Raw genomic sequence first — 23702 nt, 5'->3', positions numbered from 1 at the left:
GAACTCCATGAGCGACGGCGACGCTTCGGGATCGTCGGCGCCGGACCCATGGGTGCAAGGACCGGGGGGCGGGCGGCCGCCGGCGAGGGACGGGCGCGGGCGGTCAGGGACGGGCGGCGCGTCCCGCGGGACGGGCGGCCTGTTCGAGGGCGGGCTGGAACGGCTGCGCGGGCTCGACGGACGCGACCTGATGGTCGGCGTCCTGGTCATCGCCGCGGGAGCCGCTGCGGTCACCGTGGTCAACGCCCTGACCGTCCAGGTCGACAACCCCGAGGTCGACGCATGGGAGCCCTGGGTCTGGGAGGGGACCAGCGCCTTCGTGGTGATGCTGCTGGCCTGGCTGCCGTGGCTCAGCACAGCCGGCGCGCCGCCCGACATGGTGCGGGACGGCTGGCGCGCACGCGCCGTCTTCGCCGGCGTCCATCTGGCGGCCGCCGCCATCTGGAGCGCCCTGCACGTCGTTGGAATGATGAGCCTGAGACTGGCCGTGTACGGCTGGGCCGGCGCGGGGCCGTACGAACCCGGGCCGGCCGGCGAGGTCTATCTCTACGAATTCCGCAAGGATCTGCTCAGCTATGCCGCCTTCGTCGGCCTGTTCTGGATTCTGCGTCGCCTGCGACGGCCGGAACGGCCGACGCTGCGGCCGGTGAGCTTCGACATCCGCGACGGGGCCCGGATCATCCGTGCGCCGGTCGGCGAGATATTGGCCGTGTCCTCGGCGGGGAACTACGTCGAATTCTGGCTGGCCGACGGGCGTCGGCCGCTGATGCGCGCCACCCTGGCCGCCATCGAGGTCGAGCTGGAAGCCTACGGCTTTGTCCGGGCGCACCGGTCATGGCTGGTCAATGGCGCGCGGGTCACGGGTCTGGTCCCGGACGGCTCGGGCGACTGGACCGTCGAACTGGGGACGGTGCGAGCTCCGCTGTCTCGCCGCTTTCCGGAAGCCTTGGCGCGTCTGAAGGGTTAGTCGTGCGTGATCAGGCTGTTGCGGCCGGTGTCCCGCATCCGGATGTAGGTCAGCAGCGACACGCCGATCAGGGCGGTGACGTACCAGAAGAAGGCGCTCTCCACGCCTTCGGCCTTGAACCACAACGCCACATATTCCGCCGTGCCGCCGAACAGGGCGTTGGCGACCGCATAGGGCAGGGCGACGCCCAGGGCGCGGATATGGGCCGGGAACAGCTCGGCCTTCACCACGGCGTTGATCGAGGTGTAGCCGCTGACGATGATCAGGGCCGTCATGGCCAGCAGGAAGGCGATGAAGGGGCTCTCGACCCCGGAAAGGGCCGTCATGATCGGCACAGTGAACAGGACTCCGGCGACCCCGAATGCGATCATTACCGGCCGCCGCCCGATCCGGTCCGACAGGGCCCCGACGGCGGGCTGCAGCAGCATGAAGACGAACAGGGCCGCGGCGCTGATCTCGGTCGCGGTCGACTTCGAGAAGCCGGTCGTGTTGACGAGGAATTTCTGCAGATAGGTGGTGTAGGTATAGAAGGCGACGGTCCCGCCGGCGGTGAGGCCGAGCACCATCAGCGCCTCCTTCGGGTGTTTGAGGATCAGCAGCAGGGCGCTGGATCTGGGCGCCTCGCTGGCGTCCGCGGCGATGAAGGCCGAGGTCTCGTCCAGCCGGCGCCGCAGCCAGAAGACGACCACGGCCAGGGCCGCCCCGACGAAGAAGGGGATGCGCCAGCCCCAGGCCGCCAGATCGGCTTCGGCCATGGTCCTCTGCAGGAGGATCAGCAGCATCAGGGCCAGCAACTGGCCCGAGATCAGGGTGACGTACTGGAAGCTGGACCAGAAGCCGCGGTGCTTCGCCGTGGCCATCTCCGACAGATAGGTGGCCGAGGAGCCGTATTCCCCGCCGACGCTGAGGCCCTGCAGCATGCGGGCGAACAGCAGCAGGGCCGGCGCGGCGAGGCCGATCGTCGCATGGCCGGGCGTGCAGGCGATGACCAGGCTGCCGGTGCACATCAGGGTGACCGACAGGGTCAGGCCCGCCTTGCGGCCCTTGCGGTCCGAATAGACCCCCATGACCCAGGCCCCGACCGGCCGCATCAGGAAGCCCACGGCGAAGACCGCCGCCGCGCTGAGCAACTGGGCCGTGCTGTCCCCCTTGGGGAAGAAGACCGGGGCGAAATAGACGGTGAAGGCGGCGTAGGCGAACCAGTCGAACCATTCGACCAGATTGCCGGCCGAGCCGCCGATGATGTTGCGCAGGCGGCGGGCGGGGGTCATGGCGGCGCTCACGGGCGGGGACCCAGGGTGGGCCAGGCGGTCCAGGTCCCGACCGCATGAGCCACGCCATAGACGAGGACGATCAGCGAACTCCACAGCACGAACGGCATGACGACGCCGCCGTTGATCAGCAGCGCGGGGATCAGGGCCAGGCCGCGCAGCAGATAGACGGCGCTGATCACGACCAGTCCGGTCCGCAGCAGCGGCAGCCGGGGCAGGAGGCCGGCGCCCGAGAAGGCGTAGGCGGCCCAGATCGCGAGGATGGCGGCGATCCCAAGGGTGACCAGAGTGGGGGTCATCGAGCCCTGCTCCGCCAGGGTCGCCATGCCTTCGCCCGCCCCGAAGAAGCGATACCAGGCGGGGCCGCCGAGGATGCATCCGATATGCAGCAGCGAGGCGGCGAGGCTCAGCAGGCCGCCGATGACAAGGGCGGGGTTCCGGGCGGGCGTCATGCCGTCGCTCCTGTCTGCAGCCGGACCGGCGCGCGCAGCCGCATCGCCACGGCCAGCGCCCAGACCGCCAGGGCGATCTCGACCACCCGCTGGGCCGCGCCGAGCCATTCGAAGGCGGGGTGGATCAGCCAGATGGCCAGGGCCGCGGGAATCCCGCAGATCAGACTGAGCCGGAACAGACCGCGCCCCTGGGGCCAGTTCCGCGCGGCGGCGCCGACGAGGAAGACGCCTACGATGCCGCACATGTAGCCGACGCCGCCGAACACCTCGTGCAGGATGGCGTCGAGACTGGGGTCGACGACGGAACATTCGAAATCACAGCGGAACACCCCGCCCAGCAGCAGGCCGACGCCGTTCAGGGCGCTGAGGCCGAAGCCCGGGATCGACAGGAGGCTGCGGGGAAACAGGCCCGCGCACAGCAGCCAGAAGAGGGCCAGCAGGCCGCCGGACACCATGAAGGCCAGGCTGACGCTCCGGCTGGTCGGCGCGCCGGTCGCGCCGAGCTCGCTGATATACCGGGTCAGGTGGTCGTAGCCGGGCGAGGCCAGGCCGCCCGCGATCGTCGCGCCGGCCAGGACCAGCAGGCTGAGGACCGCGCAGCCGAAGGCGATATGTCTGATCAAGCCGTGGTCCCCGACGCCGTTGGCCCGACGCTAGCCGGGTTCGCCCGCAGGACCAAACCCGCTGTCCAGTCGCTTGCCCATCCGGACCAGCGGCACGGGCGCGCCGCCGCGGTCGTCCTCGAACCGTTCGATCTCGCGATAGCCGGCGGCCAGATACAAGGGTTCCCCGCCCAGGGTGGCGACCAGTTCGGCGCGGCCGTAGCCGGCGGCCCGGGCGGCGGTTTCGCACAGGCCGAGGATCAGCCGGCCGACGCCGCGCCGGACGAATTCGGGCGCGGTGTACATGGCGCGGATGCGGGCGGCGTCGAGGCCCGGGGTCAGGGGGGCCGGAACCCGGCCGGGCGTGTGATCGCCGCCGTATTCGGTGATGCGACGGCTCCAGCCGCCGCAGCCGGCCATGGCGCCGTCCGCCTCGACGATCAGATAGGTCCGGTCGGCGATGATCTGGCTGTCCAGCCCCATCAGCCTGCGGCTGGCGGCGATCTGGTCGGGCGTCAGGAAGTCGGCCAGCGGCCCGGAAATCGACCGATCCATAAGGACGACGAGGGCGGGGATATCGGCCTCGGTCGCGATGCGGTGGGTGAAGCCGGTGGTCACGTCGCCCGCTCCCGCGCTCAGCGGCGCCGGAAGCGCGCGTGAACCGTCACGCCGTCGCCCGGAACGGACAGATCGCAGTGAAGGCCGTCGGGCAGGGGCTGGCAGCCCTGCCATTCGATGGTCCAGCCGCCCGACAGGTTGGGGCCCTCGGCGGTCAGCCGCACAGGCTCGCCCGGCGGCCGGCGAATCCAGCACAGCCGGGGGGCGGCGTAAGGAGAGTAGCGCCAGGCGGTCGCGCCGCACCGGATCCCGACCGGATCGCTGCGCACCAGAATCTCGGCCGGAACCTCGCCGACGACCGCCACCGCGACCAGGGGATCGAGTCGGTGACCCTCCACGACCACGTCGGTCAGGGTGGCCGGCGAGGGAGAGGACTGCTGCGAAATCGCGAGCAGAAGAAGGGAAAGCGACAGGGGATGCATGGCCGGCTCGATGACTGCGGACATGACCTCTAGCGTTCCGGTCGGCGCGCGCAAGGCGCCGCGAACGCCTTGACCGCGTCAGCCCCTCTGGAACGGATAGAAGTCGCCGCCCAGTCCCAGAATACGGGTCAGTTCGTCCAGGGCTTCGCGGCTTTCGTCCAGCAGGGCCGGATCCGCGAGGTCGGCCGGGGTCAACCGGTCGCGGTAACGGGCCGCGCCCCACGTCGACAACCGCGCGTGCAGGGCGTCGGTCAGCCGCATGGCGGGGTTGGCCGCGGCCTGTTCGGCCCCGGTCAGGACCACGCGCAGGCGCAGGCAGGCGGGGCCGCCGCCGTTGCGCATCGACTGGCGCACGTCGACGTATTCGATCCGGCCGATCGGGCCGTTCGAGGCGGCCAGCCGCTGGGCGACGGCGTGGCTGCGCGGGTTGTCGCGGGTCTCGGTCGGGCAGATCAGGGTCAGGCGATCCTCGCCGGGGATCCGCACCAGCATGGAGTTGAACAGATAGCTGGAGATGGCGTCGGCCAGCGGCAGGTCGGCGGAGGAGACCTCGACGAAGACCGGTTCGAAGCCCTGCGCGGCGGCGCGGATGGCGGCCTTCGTCCCGGCCGCATCCTCGAAGGCGAGGTCGTGGAAGAACAGGGTGTCCAGCGCCCCGACGCAGACCACGTCGTTGTGGAAGGTCCCGCCGGCGATGGCGGTCTTCGACTGGCGGGCCAGCACCGCGCCGGATGCGCCGTGTCGACGGGCGACGGCCTCGGACGCCTCGCGCGTCTGGCGGGCGGGGAAGGCGTCGGCCCAGGGTTCGAAGGCCTCGCGGCCCCAGACCAGCAGATTGACCCCGGGCTCGCCGTGATCGGCGCACAGGCGCACGTGGTTGGCCGCGCCCTCGTCGGCGAGGTGGGCCACGGAGGGCAGGGCCTCGTGGACCGCGAACCGGGCCGCGTCGGGGAAGAGGGAGTCCAGCGCCTGCTTCGTCTGCCGGTGCTCCAGCGAGCGGTGCAGGTTGGTGACGAGGTTGGCGGGGGTGAAATGCACCCGGCCGTCGGCGCTGTCGGCGCTGGGCGTCACCGTCGCGGCGTTGGCGGCCCACATCGGCGAGGCCGAGCAGGCGGCGGCGGCGAAGGACGGCGCGTCCTTCCACGCCTGTTCGAGCACCCGGGCGTCCGGGCCGGTGAAGCCGAGGCTGCGCAGGAAGGGGATGTTCGGCCGCTCGTGCGGCGGCAGGACGTACTGGGGCAGGCCGAGGTCGGCCAGCCGCTTCATCTTGTCGAGGCCCTGCAAGACCGCCGCGCGCGGGTTGGAGGCTTCGCCCTTGTTCAGGCTGGAGGCGAGGTTGCCCGGCGACAGGCCCGCATAGGAGTGGGTCGGGCCGATCAGGCCGTCTGCGTTGGCCTCAATGGCCGAGGTCACGGCCTCAAGCCCTTGATCTCGCTTTCGATGTTCTTCACCGCACCGGCCTCGAAACTGGCCACCGGATAGGCGCAGTAGTCGGCGGCGTAGTACGCGCTGGGCCGGTGATTGCCGCTGGCGCCCAGGCCGCCGAAGGGCATGTCGCCGGCGGCGCCGGTGGTCGGGCGGTTGAAATTGACCACGCCGGCGCGGATGCGGCGGACGAAGCGGTCCCAGTTGGCCGGGTCGTCGCTGACCAGGCCGGCGGACAGGCCGTAGCGGGTGGCGTTGGCCTCGGCGATGGCGGCGTCGAAGCTGGCGACGCGGGTGACCGACAGGAAGGGGGCGAACATCTCCTCGTCGGGGACGTCGACGCCGGTGACGTCGATGATGGCCGGGCTGACGAAGGCGGCGGGCAGGTTGCCGACGGGACCGGAAGCGCGGATGACCCTGGCCCCCATGTCGATGCGGTCCTGCAGCGCCTTCAGCGCCGCCTCGGCGGCCTTCACGGAGATCAGCGGCCCGGCGTAGGGCTCGGGGGCGGAGTTCCACGGGGCAAGGATCAGGCGGTCGACCATCGCGTCGACGGCGGCGACGATGGCGTCGCCCTGCGGCCCCTCCGGCACGATCAGGCGGCGGGCGCAGGAACACCGCTGGCCCGTCGTCACGAAGGCCGACTGGACCACGATCCCGGCCACGGCCTCGGCGTCGGCGACGTCCCAGACGACCAGCGGATTGTTGCCGCCCAGCTCGAGGGCCAGGATCACATGCGGATCCTCGGCGAATTTTCGCCGGAAATGGGTCCCGGCCGCGCCGGAACCGGTGAACATCAGGGCGTCGATGCCGGCGTCCAGCAGGGCGGCGCCCGTGTCGCGCCCGCCCTGGACGACGTTGACCACGCCGTCGGGCAGGTCCGCCTCGGCGAAGGCTTCGGCCATCAGCTGACCGATCAGGGGCGTCTCTTCCGATGGCTTGAACACCACGGTGTCGCCCGCCAGCAGGGCCGGAACGATGTGGCCGTTGGGCAGGTGGCCGGGGAAGTTGAACGGGCCGAGCACCGCGGCGACGCCATGCGGGCGATGGCGCAGCGTCGCTTGGCCGAAGGCGGTGTCCGCCGTGCGCTCGCCGGTGCGCTCGTCATAGGCGCGGATGGAGATGTCGACCTTGCCCGCCATGGCGCCCAGTTCGGCGGTCGTCTCCCACAGGGCCTTGCCGGTCTCGCGGCTGATGGCTTCCGCCATGCGGGGCGCGCGCTCTTTCAGCACGGCCTGATAGCGTTTGACCGCGTCGATCCGGTCCTGACGCGGGCGGTCGGCCCAGTCAGGGAAGGCGGCGCGGGCGCGGTCGGTCGCGGCCTGGACCTCGGCGGGGGAGGCGGCGACGCCGTCCCAGACGGTTTCGCCGGTGGCGGGGTCGATGGACTGGAAGCTGGTCATGCTGGAACTCATGTCTTCACCCGGACCGTATCGCCGGTCCGCACCCGCAAGGTCTCGGCCGTCTCGCGGGTCAGGGTGACCGTGTCGCCTTCGATGGCCGCGCGCTGGCGCACCGAGCGGAAGCCGGCGATCGTGTCGGTCGAGATCAGGGCGGGCAGTTCGGCCTCGACCTCCGGGGCCACGGCGACAGTCAGCCGCCGGGCGTCGCGCACCGTGCGGATGTTGTCGCGGCCGCACGATACGGTCGGGCCGCCGTCGAAGATGTCGACCAGATCGTTGGGACGGAATCCCTCGCTCTCCAGCAGGGCCATGGCGGGCACGCCCTGCGGATGCACCTTGCCGATCACCGCGCGGGCCGGCTCGGGCAGCAGGTCGATGTAGATCGGATGGCGGGGGGCCAGGTCGACGATGAACTGCTTGTCGGTCGAACCGGTCATCCGGTCGGCCTCGTCGAACTCCATCGGGAAGAATTTGTGCGCCACATGGTCCCAGAACGGGCAGGCGCCGTCCGGGGTGAAGACGCCGCGCAGCTCGGCCAGGACGTTCTCGTTGAACAGTTCCGGCCCGGCCCCGATCAGCATGTAGCGCGACTGGCTGAGCAGACGGCCCGCGCCGCCCTTGCGCCGGTCGGCCTTGAGGAACAGGGAGCCGACCTCGGTCCAGCCGGTGCATTCATTGACCAGCACCAGGGTCTTCTGTTCCAGCCTGATGCCGAGCGACGGCGACGACTGGGTGTTGGTCACCACGCGGAAGGAGAAGAAGGGCCGGTTCAGCCCGACCGCCGCCTTGACCGAGCCGATGCCGTCGACGTCGCCGGTCTCGGTCTCCTCGAGCATCAGGGTGTACCAGCGCTGCTGCGGCTCCAGCCGGCCGGCGAAGCTGTCGCGGCTCAGATCGAGCCGCTCGGCCAGCTGGTCGGGGTCCTCGGGCAGGCTGGTGAAGCCGGGGCCGGACAGGATGGCCAGCTCCAGCAGGAAGTCGAGATCGGCGGGGCCGGCGGGTCGGACGACGAGCATGGGATCAGATCGTCTCCAGACGCAGGGCTTTGAGTTTCAGCGCGTCGATCTCGCCCGAGGCGATCTTGCACAGGATCAGGGCGCTGAGCTGCGCCCGCTCGACGAAGCTGGCGGGCCAGGCGAACTCCTGGTCCGAATGGATGTCGCCGCCCAGCACGCCGAGGGTGTCGATGTTGGGCAGGCCGGCGGCGTGCAGGTTGTTGCCCTCGCAGACCCCGCCCGACGGCTTCCAGGCGATGCTCTGGCCCAGCAGGGCGCCGGTCTCTCGCACGGCCTCGAACAGAGCGGTCTGCGACGCGTCCATCGGCTTGGGCGCGCGGGTCATGCCGCCGTGCAGGCCCAGGGTCAGGCCGGGGAAGGGGGGCTCGGCGGCGATGCCGCGCACCGTCTCCGCGATCCACGCCGAGGCCTGTGCGTCGGGAACGCGGACATTGAACCGGACCACGGCGTTGTCCGCGACGACGTTCAGGGCGCCGCCGCCGCTGATCTTGGCCACATTGACAGTCACGCCCTCGCGCTGGCCGTTCAGGGCGTGCAGGCGGGCGGCGATGATGGCCGCGCCGGCGACGGCGTTGGCCCCCTCGTGGAAGGCGCGGCCGGCATGGGCCGCCTTGCCGGTGACGATCAGATGGTAGTTGCCGCTGCCCTTGCGCGCCCCGGCGAGCGTCCCGTCCGAAAGCGCGGGCTCATAGGTCAGGCCGACATGGCCGCGCGCGCCGAGTTCGGCCAGCAGGGGGGCGGAGGCGGGGGAGCCGATCTCCTCGTCCGGCGACAGCAGCACGGTCCAGCCGACGCGCTCGCGATCAGGGTGGGTCTCGAACGCCTCCAGCGCGGCCAGCATGACGCTGATCCCGCCCTTCATGTCGGCGATGCCGGGACCGTTGAGGGCGCCGTCAGCCCGCGTGGTCACAGTCCGGAAGGCGCTGTCGATCGGGAAGACCGTGTCGTAGTGGCCGGTCAGCACGACCTGGATCGGGGCGTCGGGCCGGGCGGTGACCTTCAGGGCGTCGGCGTGGGCCTCGGCTCGCACCGCGCCGTCATCGCCGACCGTCGTGGAGCCGCCGGTGGGGACTCGCGACACCTCGGCCGGCAGGCGCCGCGCCTCGGCCTCCAGCAGGGCAAGCACCTGGGCCAGGCCGCCGGCGTTCCGGCTGCCCGAATTCACATTGGCCCAGTCGATCGCGCGCCCGACGATGGCGGCTTCGCGCGCCGCGACATGGTCGAGCACGATCTGGTCGGGGGGCAGAATCCGCATGCCGGCGGACCCTAGCGGCCCGGACCGCAAAGGTGAAGGCGAGCGGTTGCCGGTTTCCACCGGGGGGCGAGCGCGCTAGGCTTCCGTCCTCAATGAGGGAGGCCAAACCAATGACTGACTGGGTCCGGGCGTCGAATCCGACGGCGCCGATCACCAACGAGGCCGAGGCGATCGCCGCGGCACGGGCGAGCGCCCTCGCGATTTTCCTGGGCGTGGCCTGGGGCCTCGTCGGCCTCGCCATCCTGCTCACCAGCGGCTCGGCCGCCATGGACGCAGCCCTGGCGGACGCGGCCGCCGATGCGCCGGAGATGGCCGGCATGGGAGAAATGCTCACCCAGATGGCCATTTGGACGGCGGTCGGCATGATCGTGATCCAGGCCGTCCTGGGCCTCGTTCAATGGGCCAAGCCCAACATCGTGATTCCGATCATCTTCGTGATCCTGGTGGCGTTCGGCCTGGTCTCCGGCCTGTTCGGCCTCGCGATGCAGGGGCAGGTCGACGTGCCGCAAGCAGCCCAGACCCCGGTGTGGCAGATCGCGGTCGGGATCATCGTTCTGGTGATCCAGCTGGTTCTGCACATCGCCGGCATCCGCGGCGCGCGCCAGCTCGACCAGCTGCGCTTCGAGGCGGCGAACCGGTAGTTCCCGTCTAGCGGTTCGGGCGGCGGTCCTCGCGACCGCCGCCCGGCTGCCGGGACTGGCGACGCCAGCGGATCGACAGGCTGGCCTCGCCCTGGCCGCCGAATTTCGAACTGACGGTCAGGTTGCGGCGCACCTGCCATTCGACATTGACCGCGGCGCCGTTCTCGCCGCCGCCGATAATCTCCAGATAGACGTCGTCGCTGATGTAGCGGCCGCCGGCCACGGTCAGGCCCGAGGCCTCGCCGCCGAACGACAGCCGATCCAGCCCCGCCAGTTCGCGCAGGTTGCCGATCACGTCGAAGCCGCCGCCCCCCGCCAGCGCCGCCACGCCCGCCGCCAGCTGGGCCGCCTCGAAGGCCGACAGCTGTGACGCCGAGCGTCCGAACAGCACCTGGGACAGGATCTCGTCCTGGGGCAGGGCCGGCGTCGAGGTCAGAACGATCTCGGGCCGCGCAGCCGTGCCGGTGACGCGGATGGTGGCGGTCAGGGCCGGGTCCTCGCGCGTGGCGGTCAGGTTCAGCCGGATCTGCTCCGGATTGGTCGACAGGCTCACAGTGCCCCGTTCGTCGAAGACGAACCGCTTGCCGGCGAAGTCGTAGTCGCCGCGCACCACCCGGGCCGTCCCGCTCAGGACCGGCCGGCTGATGGTGCCCGTGACCCGGGCGTCGACGTTCATCTCGACATTGAGGCCGCGCCCCACCACCCGGACATCGCCGCCCGGAGAACTCAGGGCGATGTCGAGGCCGAACTGAAGCCCTCGTTGCCGGTTCTGCTCCGCCTCGGGGACGTCGCCGCCGGGCTTGTTGGTCTCGACCACGTCCATGCGGACGATTCCGGTCGAGCCGGGAGGATTGGCCTCGATGCGGGCCTCGTCAATGTCCATCCGGCCGCTCAGGGTGATGTTGCCGTCCTCGCCGCGGGTGACGGTCAGGGGGCCCGAGGCCTTGGCCTCGGCGATGTCGTTGTCGATGATCCGGAACCGGTTGAGCAACAGCTGGAAGCTGGACCCCGAGCCCTGCTTCAGGCCGATCCGGCCGTTGCCGGTGACCGAGCCGCCGGCGCCATCGACGGCCCGGAAGGTCTCGACCACGCCGATGGTGTCGTCGAAGCGGCTGGCGAGGGTCACGTCCTCCAGACGCACGCCGGTGGCGCTGTCGCGGAAGGTTCCGTCCTGAAGGTCGAGCCGGCCGTTCAGACGTGGCGCGGCCAACGACCCGGCCACGGTGGCGCGGGCGTCGACCTGGCCGGACAGGGAGCGTTCGCCGCCGGCCAGCAGGTCCCAGATCGGCTGGATCTGACCCTGGATCGAGACCTCGCCGGACATGTCCCGGGTCCTGACGATGGCCAGGCGCAGCGGCGCCGCCGAGGCCTCGACGGGCAGGGTGATGTCGGCGACGGCCCGGACGGCGTCGCCGTCGGCGGCGTTGGCCTGGATGCGGAGGGTGTTGTTGACCAGCAGGGCGTTCACCGCCCCGTCGACCGCGAGTCCCCGGGGAGCGTCGATGCTGCGGATGTCGTCGAGGGTGACGTTGGCCGAGCCGGACAGATCGTCACCCGCTCCGCGCAGCGACAGACGGCCGGTGATCCGCCCCCGCATGTCCTGGATCAGGGTGCCAAGGTCGACGCTGGTCAGATTGGCCTCGATGATGGCGGCGCGGGAGTCCTGGCGCAATTCTCCCAGCAGGACGCCGCCGCCGATCCCGAGATCGACCCGGGCCACGTGGCCGTCGCCGGACAGGGCTATGACGGCGGGATTGCGGGTGGCGAAGGCGATCTCGCGCACCCGTCCCGCGCCTTCCAGCACGACCGACTGGGACGGGCCGTCGCGGGAATAGACGCCCGTTCCGTCGAACTCCACCGGGGTCGCCCCGCTCACGTCGGCCTTCAGGGTGAAGGGCAGGCGCTCCAGCGTGCCGCGCCCGTTCAGATCGAGGCTCCGGATAACCCAGGTCGAGCCCGCCAGGCGGACGTCACGACCCGTGACGTCGAGGATCGCCGTCTCCGCGCCCGCGCCCTCGGTCAGGCGGATCCGGCCGTCGGCGGTCCCGCTGGCCAGAAAGGCGCCGGGCCGGGCGGTGAAGGTCAGATCGGCGCTGGACGGGAACCGGTTCGACAGGGCGATGGCGCCCTGCGCCGCCACCCCTCCGGCGTCCAGGTCCACGTCGGTCAGCCGGATGCGGTCGCCGCCGAGGAAGAAATTGCCGCTGGCCCGCGCCGGGCCGTAGTTCGAGCCCGCCGTCACCGCGATCCGCCCGTCGGAGGCGTCCGCCCCTCGCCGGAAGCTGAGGACCATGCCGGCGTCGGTCAGGGTCAGGGGGCCGGCGCTGACCTTGCCGAAGGCCGCGGTCAGGTCCGCGCGCGGTTCGGCCAGGGTGCCGGTCAGCGCGCCTTCTCCCGTCATGGCGCCGTCGATGGCCACGGGACCGATCCCGAAGGGACCGCGCGCGTCCCAGTTCAGGGCCAGCCGCAGCCGTCCGTCGCCCTCGATCAGGCCGCGCGCTCCGGCGGAACCCTGGGCCCCCGTCAGCTGGGCCCGTTCGACCTCGATGCGCCCCCGGTTCAGCGCTCCGGTCAGTTGCAGCCGCGGCGTCGGCCCCAGCAGCCGGTCCAGCTCGTCCATACCGACAGCCAGCCGCCGACCGCGCGCGTCGAAGGTCAACCGCCATGGCGCTTCGGCGCCGGTCATCGAGGCCGTGATCGGTCCGCCGAACGCCCCGTGCGCGCCCTTGCGCAGCCGCGAGGCGTCGGTGATCTCGGCCCGGCCGCGGAACCCCAGGGCGCCGAGCAGGTTGCGCCCGCCCGATCCGGTCACCGTCACCGCCTGACCGGTCAGGTCGATCCGTTCCAGCAGCAGGGCTCCGTCCGCCTGACGCGCCGCTTCGAAGGACAGGCGGGGGGTCGTCCCCAGCAGACCGCCCACGATGCCCGCGCTGGACCCGCCGGCGGCGCGGATATCGCCGTCGAGGTCCATTCGACCGCGGCGCACCTGGAGGTTCAGCGGTCCGCGGATGCGCTGCGCCCGATAACTGGAGACGTCGGCTCCGATCAGGTCGATAGACCCGTCCAGGGTCCAGGCCGAGGCGTCGCCGCGGAACACCCCCTTGTAGGCCGCCGGGCCCGCCGCGCTGCGGCCGACCAGACGGGTCAGGGACCGGGTCGAGACGTCCAGGACGATCCCGTCCGGGCTGCTCCGGTCGTCGAGCCGGATCTCGCCGCTGGCGCTCGAGTCGAGGTTCTCGGCCATCAGCCGCCAGCCGACGCCGATCCGGCCGTCGTCGTCGCTGTCGGTCGAGGTGGCGAAGCCGAACCGCGCGGTGCGCCCGATCCGTTCGGCGAAGGGCGCCAGCAGGTCGGAGCCCGAGAAGTCAAGGAAGCCCGAGATGCGCGTCCGAGTCGCGCCATAGCGGCCCTTGACGACCAGGGGCACGAAGTCGCCGGTGCGGACCACGGCGTCGACGACCTCCCCGTTGACCACGGCGGTGGCGAAGAAGGGCTGGTCCGGGGAATACCCCAGGGCGCCGGCCAACGGTCCGCCCCGGGCCTCGTTCGCCCGCAGATTCAAACGCAGATCGCCGATGTCGTCCCCGACCGTCGCGCTGAGTCGCAGGTAATCGCCCGGCCGGCTGTTGCTGGTCGCGTTGACGACCGCCGTCTTCGCCCCCTTGCGCGGCACGTTCGCCTCGCCCGACAACCGCCAGCGCCCGTATTCCCGGCTGAAGCCCTCCAGCAATTCCACGTCGGCGGCGAAGCGGTCGATGTCGATCGACAGGGGTTGGGGCCCCGGCGGCTCGGTCGTGGGCTCGACCTCGGGACGACGGATCAGGCGGACGACCTCGGCCTCGACCCGGGTGGCGTGGAACCGGCGCGCGACCAGCGGCCACCAGTCCCAGTCGACCCGCACCTTGCGCGCTTCCAGCCACACGCCGCTGGCGTCGGTCACGGTGACGCGGTCGATGGTGAAGTCGTCGAACAGGTCGCCGCGCACGCCCTCGACATTGATGCGCCCGTAGCGGCCGATCTTCTTGCCGGCCACGAAGCTGGTTACCAGTCCCCGGCCGGAGTCCGACAACAGGTACATCCGCCCGCCGACCGCCACCACGATCAGCAGGGCGGCCAGAACGGCCGCGGCCATGCCCCCGAAGAAGGCCAGGGCCTGCAGCCGCGTGCGCTGCTTCTTCGCCGTTTCGGCCGGCGTGTCAGGCGCTTCGGCGGGGGGAGGGGCGTCGGTCAAAACGCCTGCCCGATGCTGACATAGATCTGGAAGTCCGCGTCGCCCTCGCGCCGGTCCAGCGGGAAGGCGATGTCGGCCCGGATCGGTCCGAAGGGCAGTTTGTAGCGCACGCCGACGCCGGCTCCATAGCGCAGGTTGTTGAAGTTCGGCGTCGCCTGGAAGCCGATGGCGCCGGCGTCGACGAAGGCCACGGCCTGGAAATTCCGCCACACGTCGCGGCGCACCTCGATCGAGGTCTCGAACAGGCTCAGGCCGCCGCGCGGGGTGTTGTCGGGAAGGCGGGGGCCCACGCCCTGGTATTCGAAGCCGCGCACCGAGCCCCCGCCCCCCGAATAGAACAGCCGGTCCGACGGCACCGTCAGCTCCTCGCCGCCGACAATCGAACCGATCCGGACCCGTCCCGCCAGAACCGTCTTCGCCCCGTCCTGCAGGGGCAGATAGGCGGTGGCCTGGGATTCAGTGCGCAGGAAGACCACCGTGTCCTCGCCGGCCACCGCGGTGGGCTGGGCCGAAAGGGTCAGGCGCCACCCCGTGGTCGGATCCAGCGGATCATTAGACCGGTCCAGATAGGCGCTGCCCCGGCCGGTCAGGATCACCAGGTCGCGGTCGAAATTGATCGGCAGCTGGGTGACGGGATCGAACCGGTTCTCGTCGTACTGGCCGGCGTCCAGGCCGACGCCGTAGCCGACCCAGGAGGTCTTGCCGATGCGCTGTTGCAGATCGGCGGCGAGGGCCACGGCCGTGCGGCGATAGGCGTCCGTGTCCTCGTTCAGCAGGGCGGTCGACAATCGCAGCGTCTGGCCCGGCCGCCGCCAGTGCGGCAGGCTCAGGGCCACGCCCAGCCGGCTGTCGACATCCGCCGCGCGGGCCTGCCAGACCAGGGTGTCGGCGCGGCCGAAGTGGTTGTGCCATGTCCAGATCAGGTCCACGCCCGAGCCCTCGGCGGTCGAGAAGGTGGCCCCGGCCTCCAGGATGCGGCGTGGTCGGTCGGTCAGGGTGACGATGATCGGCCGGTGGCCCCGGGCGTTGGTCTGGGCCGTCGGGGCGAGCGCCACGCCGACGCCGTCATAGACCCCGGTCTCCAGCAGCCGCCGCTCCAGTTCGGCCACGTCCTCGGGATCGTAGACCTCGCCCTCCGACCAGGGCGCCAGGCCCGCCACCCAGTCGGGATGGGTCGGGCCGCGGGTTTCGAGCCGGATCCCGTCCAGCCGGACCAGCGGACCCGAGGCGATGCGATAGTTGGGCTGGACCGTGAAAAGCGCATGGTCGACCACCACCCGGCGCGGTTCGGCCATCGCGTCGGCGTAGCCCCGGCGGGTCAGTCCGGCGACGATCCGGCCCTCGGCGGAAATGACATCGCCCGCGCGGCCGGGCTGGCCGGGGGTCAGGCCGATTTCGTCGCGGACGGCCGTCTCGGTCGCGGGATCCGGGGCCGGGGCTGTCCAGAGGATCTGCGCCTCGTCCAGCACGAAGCGGCGGCCGGGCGTGACGTCGACGATGGCGACCGGCGTCTCCTCGCCCTCGACGACATCCTCCAGGACAGGCTGATAGTAGCCTTCGGACCGCAGCAGGGCCTCGGCGGCCTCCATGGCGCCGCGCGCGCGCCGACGGGCCTCGAAGCGGTTGGAAGGAGGGGCGTCGACCTCGCCGACGGCGCGAACCAGCTGGGCGCGCAACTCGTCGTCCATCTCGCCGCGAATCCGCGCTCTCGGATCCGCCGTCGCGGCGGAGGCCAGTAAGGCGAAACCCGCCGTGCCGATGAGAAACAGGGCGGGCCGTGGCGTCAAACTGGAACCTTCGTCAGGGCGGAGAGGTCGCCGCCGTCGCATCCGTCTGTGGCGCCGATGGGGCGGCGGCCGAGGTCAGTAGAAAAGGGTCTCGCTCTCGGGTTTGACCGATTCCTCGGAGGTCCGCTTCTCGGGGGGCAGGTTGGTCGAATCGGCGGGCGGCGTATCGACGGCGCCGGGGGCCGCGACGGGCTCGCCGGCGTCCTCCGCGGCGGGGGCGACCGGCGCCTCGATCGGCGTATCGGCGAACTCCGGCTCGTCGGACGACCGCGGATCGTCGCAGGCGGCGACGCCCAGGGCGCTGGACAGGGCCAGAAGGGCAATCAGGCGTTTCATGGTCGAAGTCTCCCCCGGATCGGCCTTCCAACGCGCGGCCGGTTTCCCTGTTCCATAGCCGCGATCGCGCCCTGGGTCACCACGCGAGGTCGCCAATCCCTTCAGAATTTTCGGCGTTTCCCGCGTCCGGGCGGTCCCGGCGTCAGGTCCAGCGGGCGAGGGCGTCGTCCAGGGAGATCGCTTCCGATTCGGCCGCGGGATCGGCCGCCGTTCCGTCGAACCGCGGCGCCGTCGCCGGCTGGGCCGGACCGTGGCCGACAAAGGTCCGTCGCGCCGCATTGTGCGGATGGAGGGGCGCCTCGATCATCGACAGCACCGGGGTGACGCAGGCCTCGGCGGCTTCGAAACGGGCGGCCCAATCGTCGCGATCGCGCGTGGCGAAGATTCCTTCCAGCCGCGCGTGATGGGCGGGCCAGTTCGCAATGTCGTATTGCGGCATCTCGTCCGGAGCCAGTCCAAGGCCGGCCATCAGGGCGGCGTGAAACCGCGGCTCCAGCGCGCCCACGGCGACGAATCGCCCGTCCTTGCAAGCGTAGCAGCGATAGAAGGGCGCGCCGCCATCCAGCAGGTTGGCGCCGCGATCCTGGCTCCACAGTCCCCGCGCGGCGAGGGCGTGGAACAGGCTGGTCAGCAGGGCGGAGCCGTCGGTCATGGCGGCGTCCACGATCCGGCCCCTGCCCGTGGTCTTCGCCTCCACCACGGCGGCCAGCACACCGGCGACCAGCATCATGGCCCCGCCGCCGTAGTCGCCGATCAGGTTCAGCGGCGGCCGCGGCGGCCGGTCTGGCTCGCCCAAGGCGTGGAGCGCGCCGCTCAGGGCGATGTAGTTGATGTCGTGGCCGACCTGATGCGCCAGGGGCCCGGTCTGGCCCCAGCCCGTCACCCGGCCGTAGACCAGACGGGGATTGCGCCCGGCGCAGACCTCCGGCCCCAGGCCGAGCCGTTCCATCACTCCGGGCCGAAAGCCTTCGATCACGACATCCGCGGAGTCGACCAGCGCCAGAACCCGGGCCTGGTCGGCCGCGTCCTTCAGATCGACCCCCACCGCCGTCCGGCCCCGGTGCAGCACCGCGCCTCCGACATCGGCGAACACGGGCGCGCCCGCGTCTCCGTCCCGGGTCAGGCGCAGAACCTCGGCGCCGAGGTCGGCCAGCACCATGCCGGCGAAGGTCACCGGACCGAGTCCGTCGAACTCGAGGATGCGCAGGCCGGCCAAGGGTTTCATGGTCCCTGCCTAGCCTCGCGGCCGCGGCGCGTCGAGGCGGCCCTTGACCCCGGCCGCGCTTTGCAACAGAAGGCCCGTCGCCGGTCCGCGAACGCGACCGGCGCGGTATGCGCCCTTAGCTCAGTTGGTTAGAGCATCTGACTTTTAATCAGAGGGTCCTCGGTTCGAGCCCGAGAGGGCGTACCACCTTTTCCGAAACGGGCGGCCGACCGAACCTGGTGTGGCTCGAAGTCGAACGGGCACGCTTCCGGCGAGCGGCCGGGCGTGGTTGAAAGGCGTATGCGCGCTTTTCTGGTCCTGGCCCTGCTCATTCCGTTGTCGGCCTGCAACGCCGGCGGCTCGGCGATGGACGGCGCGCGCCAGTTCGGGGCGGGTTTCGGCGCGGCGGCCACGGCGCCGCTGGACGATCTGAACCTGCGCCGCCAGCAGATCCCGACCGTCCTGCTGCAGGCCGAGGCCAATCCCTACGACCTGCGCAACCTGGACCGGTGCGCCACCATCGGGGCCGAGATCGCGCGGCTGAACGAGGCGCTCGGGCCCGATACGGACGAGCCCGCCGCGGACGGATCCTATCTCAGCGAGCGGGCGGCGGACGCGGCCTCGGCGGCGGCGCTGGACGCGATCCGGGATACGACCACGGACTTCATCCCGGGCCGAAGCTGGATCCGCCGCCTGTCGGGAGCCGAACAGCACAGCCAGCATGTCCAGTCGGCGATCCAGGCGGGCCGGATGCGGCGCGCCTTCCTGAAAGGGGTGGGGATGCAGCGCAACTGCGCCCCGCCCGCCGCTCCCGGGTGGTTCCGGCCCAGAGGCCGCAGCCAGCGCTAGCCCTGATTGTTGGAGGTGTGCCGCCCGTGGAAGTCGCGGCGGAAGGCCTCGAACCGGCCCGCGGCGATGGCCTCGCGCATGGCCGCCGTCAGGGCCTGGAAGAAGGCGATGTTGTGCCAGCTCAGCAGCACCTTGCCGAGGATCTCATCAGCGCGAATCAGATGATGAAGGTAAGCTTTTGAATATTCTGACGAAGCGGGGCACGTGAGCGTGACGTCGAGCGGGTCCTGGTCCTCGGCGAAGCGGGCGTTCTTGAGGTTGACCGGCCCGTCCCAGGTCCAGGCCTGGCCGTGGCGGCCGGCGCGGGTGGGCAGGACGCAATCGAACATGTCGACGCCCCGGTAGACCGCCTCGACCAGATCCACCGGCTTTCCGACGCCCATCAGATAGCGGGGGCGATCGACGGGCAGCATGTCGGGAGCGTAGTCCAGCACTTCGCACATGGCCTGATGGCCCTCGCCGACGGCGAGGCCGCCGATGGCGTAGCCGTCGAAGCCGGTCTCCTGCAGCCGATCCGAGGATTCGCGCCGGAGGTTTTCGAAGGTCGAGCCCTGCTGGATGCCGAACAGGGCCTGGGTCTCGCGCAGGCCGAAGGCGGCCTTCGAGCGCGCGCCCCAGCGGGCCGACAGCTCCATGGCGGCGCGGGCGGCGGGCTCCTCGGCCGGCCAGGACACGCATTGGTCCAGCTGCATGGAGATGTCGGCGCCGATGCGGTCGGCCTGGATCTCGATCGACCGTTCGGGGCTGAGGACGTGTTTCGAGCCGTCGAGGTGGCTGGCGAAGGTGACGGCGTCCTCCTTCACCTTCGAGATGCCGGCCAGGGACATGACCTGGAAGCCGCCGCTGTCGGTGAGGATGGGTTTGTTCCAGCCCATGAATTTGTGCAGGCCGCCCAGCCGTTCCATCCGCTCGGGGCCGGGGCGCAGCATCAGGTGATAGGTGTTGCCCAGCAGGATGTCGGCCCCGGTCTGGGCGACCTGGTCCACAGTCATGGCCTTGACCGTGGCGGCGGTGCCCACGGGCATGAAGGCGGGGGTGCGGATGTCGCCGCGCGGGGTTTTCAGCAAGCCGGTGCGGGCGCGGCCTTCGGTGGCGGAGATGTCGAACGGGAAGGGCATCAGGCGGCGCGGAATAGCAGGCTGCCATCCCCGTAGGAATAGAAGCGGTAGCCGTCCTTCACCGCATGGGCATAGGCCGCCTTCATCGTCTCCAGCCCGGCGAAGGCCGAGACGAGCATGAACAGGGTCGATTTTGGCAGGTGGAAATTGGTCATCAGCACATCGGCGGCGCGGAAGCGGTAGCCGGGGGTGATGAAGATGGCCGTGTCGCCGTGGAAGGGCCGGACCTCGCCCTCGGGCGTCGTCGCGCTCTCCAGCAGCCGCAGGGAGGTGGTGCCGACGCAGACGATCCGCCCGCCGGCGGCCCGCACGCCGTTGAGGGCGGCGGCGGTTTCGGCGGAGACCTCGCCCCATTCGCTGTGCATCTTGTGGTCGGCGGTGTCGTCGGCCTTCACCGGCAGGAAGGTGCCGGCGCCGACGTGCAGGGTCACCGCATGGGTCGAGACGCCCTTCGCCTCAATCGCCTTCATCAGCGCCGGCGTGAAATGCAGGCCCGCCGTCGGGGCGGCGACCGATCCGTCCCATTTCGCGAACAGGGTCTGGTAGTCCGACCGGTCGCGGTCGTCCTCGGCGCGCTTGGCGGCGATGTAGGGCGGCAGGGGCATGACCCCGAGATCGCGGATGGCCTCGTCCAGCATCGGTCCCGACAGGTCGAAGCGCAGGGTCACAAGGCCGTCCTCGCCCTTGTCGACGACGGTCGCGTCGAGGCTGCCCAGCAGGCAGGCGCCGTCCGCCGCGGCGCCGAAGCGGACGCGGTCGCCGGCCTTGATCCGCTTGCCCGGCCTCATGAAGGCGGACCAGACATCGGGCGCGTCGCGGTGATGCAGGGTGGCCTCGACGTCGACCGTCAGGGTCTCGCCCTCGGGTCCGGTGCGCTGGCGGACGCCGGACAGGCGGGCGGGGATGACCCGGGTGTCGTTGAACACCAGGGCGTCGCCGGGGCGTAGGTAGTCGGGCAAGTCGCGGATGATGCGGTCTTCGAGGGCGCCATCGCGGACAACCAGCAGGCGCGCGGAATCGCGCGGCTCGGCGGGGCGGAGCGCGATGTGGTCGTCCGGTAAATCGAAGTCGAAATCGGCGGTCTTCATCAGGCGGCGCAAAGGCCATGGCCCACCCCTGGGGTCAAGCGACTCACGCCGTGGGAGCCGCGTCGCGCTGAACGATCCAGATCAGGTTGGCGTCGCGATCCACGACGCAGAAAGCCGGGCGGCCCCAAGGATGGTCGGCGACCTCGCCAAGCCGGGGATAGAACATCTTCCAGCCCATGCGGGAGCGGGCGAAGGCGTTTCTCCAGTCGTCGAAGTCGTCCACCTCAATGTAGCAGGAGCGGCTGTTGATCAGGTGCTCGGCGCTGGTGAAGTCAGTGTCGGTCCGGTCGAAGTACAGTTGAATGTCGCCGCGCCGCAGGATCAGGTGATAGGTTTCGTCGTCGGCCAGAGCGTCCTCCGCGGGCTCAACCAGCTCGAATTGGAAGTAGCGGTAGAATTTCCAGGTGCGCAGCAGATCGAGGCTGACCAGCATGGGAACGGCGCTGTCGGTCATGAGAGATCCCGGGCGGTCGGCGTGGGACGTCACGAAGGACGGCGAGGCGTCAAAGTCAAGCCGCTGGCGCCGGCAGGTCAGCTTCCGCCCGCCAGGCGAATCACGGACGCGAGGTCGACACCGCCGTCGGGCCAGTCTCTCGGGAGAAGCGGCGCCGGTCGCCGTTGACCCGCCGCGCCATCCGCTGCAAACCCCGCCCATGCTGCACAACCTCGAAACCCTCGCGCGCGACGCCAGATCCTGGCCGTTCGAACAGGCCCGCAATCTTCTGGCCCATGTGCTGAAGAAGCGGCTCAGCGACGCCGACCGGAACGCGGCGAAGCTGCTGATCGACGCAGGCAAGGCGGACGAGGCGCTGGCGACGTTCGAGGCGCTGCAGAGCCCGGTGGTCTTCGAGACCGGATACGGCCCGTCGGGCCTGCCGCACATGGGCACCTTCGGCGAGGTGGCGCGCACGACCATGGTGCGCAACGCCTTCCGGGCCCTGACCGGCGACCATTGGGCGACGCGGCTGATCGCCTTCAGCGACGATATGGACGGGCTGCGCAAGGTGCCGGAGGGCATTCCCAACCCGGCGATGCTGGCCGAGGATCTGCACAAGCCGCTGACCGTGGTGCGCGATCCGTTCGGGACGCACGACAGCTTCGGGGCCCATAACAACGCCCGCCTGCGCGCCTTCCTCGACGGCTTCGGCTTCGAGTACGAATTCCTGTCGTCGACCGAGCAGTACAGGTCGGGCCGGTTCGACGCGACGCTGCTGACCCTGCTGGAGCGGTTCGACGCGGTTCAGGCGATCATGCTGCCGACGCTGGGCGAGGAGCGGCGCGCGACCTATTCGCCCTTCCTGCCGGTCAGCCCGGCCACCGGCCATGTGCTGCAGGTTCCGACGCTGGAGCGGAACGTGGAGAAGGGGACCATCACCTTCGACGACCCCGTGGCCGGCCGAACGGAGCTGCCGGTCACCGGCGGCCATGTGAAGCTGCAGTGGAAGCCCGACTGGGCCATGCGCTGGACCGCGCTGGACGTCGATTACGAGATGTCGGGCAAGGACCTGATCGAGAGCGTGCGCGAGAGCGGCAAGATCTGCCGCGCCCTGGGCGGGGTTCCGCCTGAAGGGTTCAACTTCGAGCTCTTCCTCGACATCGAGGGCAAGAAGATTTCCAAGTCCAGGGGCAACGGCCTGACCATGGACGAATGGCTGCGTTACGGCACGCCGGAGTCGCTGAGCTGGTACATGCACCAGTCGCCGAAATCGGCCAAGAGCCTGCATTTCAATGTGATCCCGCGCGCCATCGACGACTGGATGGCGGCCATCGAGGCCTACAGGACCCAGGAGCCGGCCAAGCGGATCGACAACGCCGTCTGGTCGATCCATTCGGGCGCGCCGCCGACCCACACCTCGCCCGTCTCGTTCGCTCTGCTGCTGAACCTGGTGGGGGTGGCCAATGCGTCCAACAAGGACCAGCTGTGGGCCTATTTCGCCAAATACCTGCCTGAGGCGACGCCGCGGACCGAGCCGCTGCTGGACCAGCTGATGGAGCGGGCGCTGAACTACTACGAGGACTTCGTGAAGCCGACGAAGTCGTACCGCCTGCCGGACGACCGGGAGAAGGCGGCGCTGCTCGATCTGGCGGGGCGGCTGAAGGCCCTGCCGGCCGACACGACCGACGGCGAGCTGATCCAGGGCGAGGTCTACGCCGTGGGCAAGGACCATGCGTTCGAACCGCTGCGCGGCTGGTTCGGGGCGCTGTACGAGGTGCTGCTGGGCGCGTCGCAGGGGCCGCGGTTCGGTTCGTTCGCGGCGATCTACGGCCTGCCTCAGACGATCGCCCTGATCGAGGCGGGCGCTAACGGCGAACTGGCGTCCTGACGATCTGATCCGCCGACCGGCGTTCGTGCGGTAACGTACATGAACTGAACATAACGCCCCGCCACGGGGAGCCTTCACCTTGGCTGGCGCATTGTTCCCTGCATCGACCAACTCGATGACAGGAGATGAGCCATGTCGAAGAACAAGATCACCGTCGCTCTGGCCTCGGCCGCCATGCTGGGCCTGCTGGCCCCCGCCGCCCTGCCGACCGTCGCCATGGCGCAGCAGGCCAACGGCATCACCAACTGCGACGCCCCGGGCGGGCGTCAGCGCACCGGCGCCCTGATCGGCGGCGTGCTCGGCGCCCTGGCCGGCAGCCAGGTCTCGGACAACGAACGCGCCCTCGGCGCCGTCGCCGGCGGCGCGGCCGGGGCCGCGGCCGGCTCCTACATCGGCTGCAACCAGCAGCGCGCCCGCGCCGCCAGCGCGTCGGCGGGCGGCGCCTATCGCGCGACGTCCAACCTGCGCATCCGGTCCGGCCCCGGCACCAGCTATCGCCAGGTCGGCAGCCTGTCGGCCGGCCAGCCCTTCAGCGCCGTCGGCTCGCAGGGCGAATGGGTCCAGATCGCCGGGGGCGGCTGGGTCAACGCCAACTACGTGACCGCCAACTAGGTCCCGCAACTCCGGCGCTACGAAAGGGCCGCTCCGCGAGGGGCGGCCTTTTTTTTGCGTTATCGCTCGCAACGCGATTGC

Annotated in this window: 21 protein-coding genes and 1 tRNA gene; 6 read left to right on the top strand and 16 right to left on the bottom strand. The window is 70.7% G+C overall.

Annotation, left to right across the window (positions count from 1 at the left end; translation table 11 throughout):
* Positions 1 to 7 precede the first annotated feature (7 nt).
* Entirely contained in the window at positions 8 to 967 is a 960-nt protein-coding gene (locus Q8Q71_RS02475; protein WP_305758051.1) for a LytTR family DNA-binding domain-containing protein, read from the top strand.
* Here Q8Q71_RS02475 and Q8Q71_RS02470 read toward each other — a convergent pair.
* Genes Q8Q71_RS02470 through Q8Q71_RS02430 form a run of 9 tightly spaced genes read right to left on the bottom strand, consistent with a single transcriptional unit; the run spans position 964 to position 9431 of the window.
* Positions 964 to 2238, bottom strand: a complete 1275-nt coding sequence (locus Q8Q71_RS02470) for an MFS transporter (RefSeq protein ID WP_305758050.1) — start codon at positions 2236 to 2238, stop codon at positions 964 to 966. The genes Q8Q71_RS02475 and Q8Q71_RS02470 overlap by 4 nt on opposite strands.
* Before the next feature lie 8 nt (positions 2239 to 2246).
* Positions 2247 to 2690, bottom strand: coding sequence for a hypothetical protein (locus Q8Q71_RS02465; protein WP_305758049.1), 444 nt, complete (start codon positions 2688 to 2690; stop codon positions 2247 to 2249).
* Positions 2687 to 3313, bottom strand: a complete 627-nt coding sequence (locus tag Q8Q71_RS02460) for a DUF998 domain-containing protein (protein ID WP_305758048.1) — start codon at positions 3311 to 3313, stop codon at positions 2687 to 2689. The genes Q8Q71_RS02465 and Q8Q71_RS02460 overlap by 4 nt, the downstream gene beginning before the upstream one ends.
* Before the next feature lie 30 nt (positions 3314 to 3343).
* A complete protein-coding gene (locus tag Q8Q71_RS02455; protein WP_371315919.1) occupies positions 3344 to 3910 on the bottom strand; it encodes a GNAT family N-acetyltransferase in 567 nt (188 codons plus the stop codon).
* 17 nt (positions 3911 to 3927) lie between these two features.
* Entirely contained in the window at positions 3928 to 4356 is a 429-nt protein-coding gene (locus tag Q8Q71_RS02450; protein ID WP_305758047.1) for a hypothetical protein, read from the bottom strand.
* A gap of 54 nt (positions 4357 to 4410) precedes the next feature.
* Entirely contained in the window at positions 4411 to 5745 is a 1335-nt protein-coding gene (gene astB / locus Q8Q71_RS02445) for an N-succinylarginine dihydrolase (protein WP_305758046.1), read from the bottom strand.
* Positions 5742 to 7160 carry a succinylglutamate-semialdehyde dehydrogenase gene (astD, locus tag Q8Q71_RS02440; protein ID WP_305758075.1) on the bottom strand — a complete coding sequence of 473 codons (1419 nt, stop codon included), beginning with the start codon at positions 7158 to 7160 and terminating at the stop codon, positions 5742 to 5744. The genes astB and astD overlap by 4 nt, the downstream gene beginning before the upstream one ends.
* Positions 7161 to 7168: 8 nt before the next feature.
* Positions 7169 to 8176 (bottom strand): arginine N-succinyltransferase, encoded by a 1008-nt coding sequence (locus Q8Q71_RS02435; protein ID WP_305758045.1) that lies wholly within the window; start codon positions 8174 to 8176, stop codon positions 7169 to 7171.
* Between the two features lie 4 nt (positions 8177 to 8180).
* Entirely contained in the window at positions 8181 to 9431 is a 1251-nt protein-coding gene (locus tag Q8Q71_RS02430; RefSeq protein WP_305758044.1) for a hydrolase, read from the bottom strand.
* A gap of 110 nt (positions 9432 to 9541) precedes the next feature.
* Here Q8Q71_RS02430 and Q8Q71_RS02425 point away from each other — a divergent pair, with 110 nt between their 5' ends.
* Positions 9542 to 10072 carry a hypothetical protein gene (locus Q8Q71_RS02425; protein ID WP_305758043.1) on the top strand — a complete coding sequence of 177 codons (531 nt, stop codon included), beginning with the start codon at positions 9542 to 9544 and terminating at the stop codon, positions 10070 to 10072.
* A 7-nt stretch (positions 10073 to 10079) separates the two neighbouring features.
* On the opposite strand, the gene Q8Q71_RS02420 is transcribed toward Q8Q71_RS02425, so the two are convergent.
* From Q8Q71_RS02420 to Q8Q71_RS02405, 4 genes are all read right to left on the bottom strand, one after another.
* Positions 10080 to 14303 (bottom strand): translocation/assembly module TamB domain-containing protein, encoded by a 4224-nt coding sequence (locus Q8Q71_RS02420; RefSeq protein ID WP_305758042.1) that lies wholly within the window; start codon positions 14301 to 14303, stop codon positions 10080 to 10082.
* Positions 14300 to 16090 (bottom strand): autotransporter assembly complex family protein, encoded by a 1791-nt coding sequence (locus tag Q8Q71_RS02415; RefSeq protein ID WP_305758041.1) that lies wholly within the window; start codon positions 16088 to 16090, stop codon positions 14300 to 14302. The genes Q8Q71_RS02420 and Q8Q71_RS02415 overlap by 4 nt, the downstream gene beginning before the upstream one ends.
* 75 nt (positions 16091 to 16165) lie before the next feature.
* Positions 16166 to 16426 (bottom strand): hypothetical protein, encoded by a 261-nt coding sequence (locus tag Q8Q71_RS02410; protein ID WP_305758040.1) that lies wholly within the window; start codon positions 16424 to 16426, stop codon positions 16166 to 16168.
* Positions 16427 to 16568: 142 nt separating this feature from the next.
* Positions 16569 to 17651, bottom strand: coding sequence for a CaiB/BaiF CoA-transferase family protein (locus Q8Q71_RS02405; protein ID WP_305758039.1), 1083 nt, complete (start codon positions 17649 to 17651; stop codon positions 16569 to 16571).
* Positions 17652 to 17760: 109 nt separating this feature from the next.
* Here Q8Q71_RS02405 and Q8Q71_RS02400 point away from each other — a divergent pair.
* Both Q8Q71_RS02400 and Q8Q71_RS02395 read left to right on the top strand, forming a co-directional pair.
* Positions 17761 to 17837 (top strand) — tRNA-Lys (locus Q8Q71_RS02400).
* Between the two features lie 93 nt (positions 17838 to 17930).
* Positions 17931 to 18479: a hypothetical protein gene (locus Q8Q71_RS02395; protein ID WP_305758038.1), complete on the top strand. Its 549-nt coding sequence runs from the start codon at positions 17931 to 17933 to the stop codon at positions 18477 to 18479.
* Here Q8Q71_RS02395 and tgt read toward each other — a convergent pair.
* From tgt to Q8Q71_RS02380, 3 genes are read right to left on the bottom strand one after another with little or no spacing between them, the layout of a single operon-like run.
* Positions 18476 to 19600: a tRNA guanosine(34) transglycosylase Tgt gene (gene tgt / locus Q8Q71_RS02390; protein WP_305758074.1), complete on the bottom strand. Its 1125-nt coding sequence runs from the start codon at positions 19598 to 19600 to the stop codon at positions 18476 to 18478. The two genes, Q8Q71_RS02395 and tgt, sit on opposite strands and share 4 nt — an antisense overlap.
* Positions 19597 to 20685: a tRNA preQ1(34) S-adenosylmethionine ribosyltransferase-isomerase QueA gene (queA, locus tag Q8Q71_RS02385; RefSeq protein ID WP_305758037.1), complete on the bottom strand. Its 1089-nt coding sequence runs from the start codon at positions 20683 to 20685 to the stop codon at positions 19597 to 19599. Before queA ends, tgt begins: the two co-directional genes overlap by 4 nt.
* Positions 20686 to 20728: 43 nt before the next feature.
* Positions 20729 to 21139, bottom strand: coding sequence for a hypothetical protein (locus Q8Q71_RS02380; protein ID WP_305758036.1), 411 nt, complete (start codon positions 21137 to 21139; stop codon positions 20729 to 20731).
* 199 nt (positions 21140 to 21338) lie between these two features.
* On the opposite strand from Q8Q71_RS02380, the gene Q8Q71_RS02375 reads away from it, so the two are divergent.
* Together Q8Q71_RS02375 and Q8Q71_RS02370 are read left to right on the top strand one after the other, a co-directional pair.
* Positions 21339 to 23009, top strand: coding sequence for a lysine--tRNA ligase (locus Q8Q71_RS02375; protein WP_305758035.1), 1671 nt, complete (start codon positions 21339 to 21341; stop codon positions 23007 to 23009).
* Between the two features lie 132 nt (positions 23010 to 23141).
* Entirely contained in the window at positions 23142 to 23621 is a 480-nt protein-coding gene (locus Q8Q71_RS02370; protein ID WP_305758034.1) for an SH3 domain-containing protein, read from the top strand.
* Positions 23622 to 23702: the final 81 nt, after the last annotated feature.

This window comes from Brevundimonas sp. (assembly GCF_030704825.1).
GTDB lineage: Bacteria > Pseudomonadota > Alphaproteobacteria > Caulobacterales > Caulobacteraceae > Brevundimonas.
This window is presented reverse-complemented; position numbering and strand designations above follow the sequence as displayed.

What these genes read in the sequence shown, in the direction of transcription:
- Q8Q71_RS02475 (WP_305758051.1), top strand. Translation starts at nt 8, where the DNA reads ATGAGCGACGGCGACGCTTCGGGATCGTCGGCGCCGGACCCATGGGTG.
- Q8Q71_RS02470 (WP_305758050.1), bottom strand. Translation starts at nt 2,238, where the DNA reads ATGACCCCCGCCCGCCGCCTGCGCAACATCATCGGCGGCTCGGCCGGC.
- Q8Q71_RS02465 (WP_305758049.1), bottom strand. Translation starts at nt 2,690, where the DNA reads ATGACGCCCGCCCGGAACCCCGCCCTTGTCATCGGCGGCCTGCTGAGC.
- Q8Q71_RS02450 (WP_305758047.1), bottom strand. Translation starts at nt 4,356, where the DNA reads ATGTCCGCAGTCATCGAGCCGGCCATGCATCCCCTGTCGCTTTCCCTT.
- astD (WP_305758075.1), bottom strand. Translation starts at nt 7,160, where the DNA reads ATGACCAGCTTCCAGTCCATCGACCCCGCCACCGGCGAAACCGTCTGG.
- Q8Q71_RS02435 (WP_305758045.1), bottom strand. Translation starts at nt 8,176, where the DNA reads ATGCTCGTCGTCCGACCCGCCGGCCCCGCCGATCTCGACTTCCTGCTG.
- Q8Q71_RS02430 (WP_305758044.1), bottom strand. Translation starts at nt 9,431, where the DNA reads ATGCGGATTCTGCCCCCCGACCAGATCGTGCTCGACCATGTCGCGGCG.
- Q8Q71_RS02425 (WP_305758043.1), top strand. Translation starts at nt 9,542, where the DNA reads ATGACTGACTGGGTCCGGGCGTCGAATCCGACGGCGCCGATCACCAAC.
- Q8Q71_RS02410 (WP_305758040.1), bottom strand. Translation starts at nt 16,426, where the DNA reads ATGAAACGCCTGATTGCCCTTCTGGCCCTGTCCAGCGCCCTGGGCGTC.
- Q8Q71_RS02405 (WP_305758039.1), bottom strand. Translation starts at nt 17,651, where the DNA reads ATGAAACCCTTGGCCGGCCTGCGCATCCTCGAGTTCGACGGACTCGGT.
- Q8Q71_RS02395 (WP_305758038.1), top strand. Translation starts at nt 17,931, where the DNA reads ATGCGCGCTTTTCTGGTCCTGGCCCTGCTCATTCCGTTGTCGGCCTGC.
- queA (WP_305758037.1), bottom strand. Translation starts at nt 20,685, where the DNA reads ATGAAGACCGCCGATTTCGACTTCGATTTACCGGACGACCACATCGCG.
- Q8Q71_RS02380 (WP_305758036.1), bottom strand. Translation starts at nt 21,139, where the DNA reads ATGACCGACAGCGCCGTTCCCATGCTGGTCAGCCTCGATCTGCTGCGC.
- Q8Q71_RS02375 (WP_305758035.1), top strand. Translation starts at nt 21,339, where the DNA reads ATGCTGCACAACCTCGAAACCCTCGCGCGCGACGCCAGATCCTGGCCG.
- Q8Q71_RS02370 (WP_305758034.1), top strand. Translation starts at nt 23,142, where the DNA reads ATGTCGAAGAACAAGATCACCGTCGCTCTGGCCTCGGCCGCCATGCTG.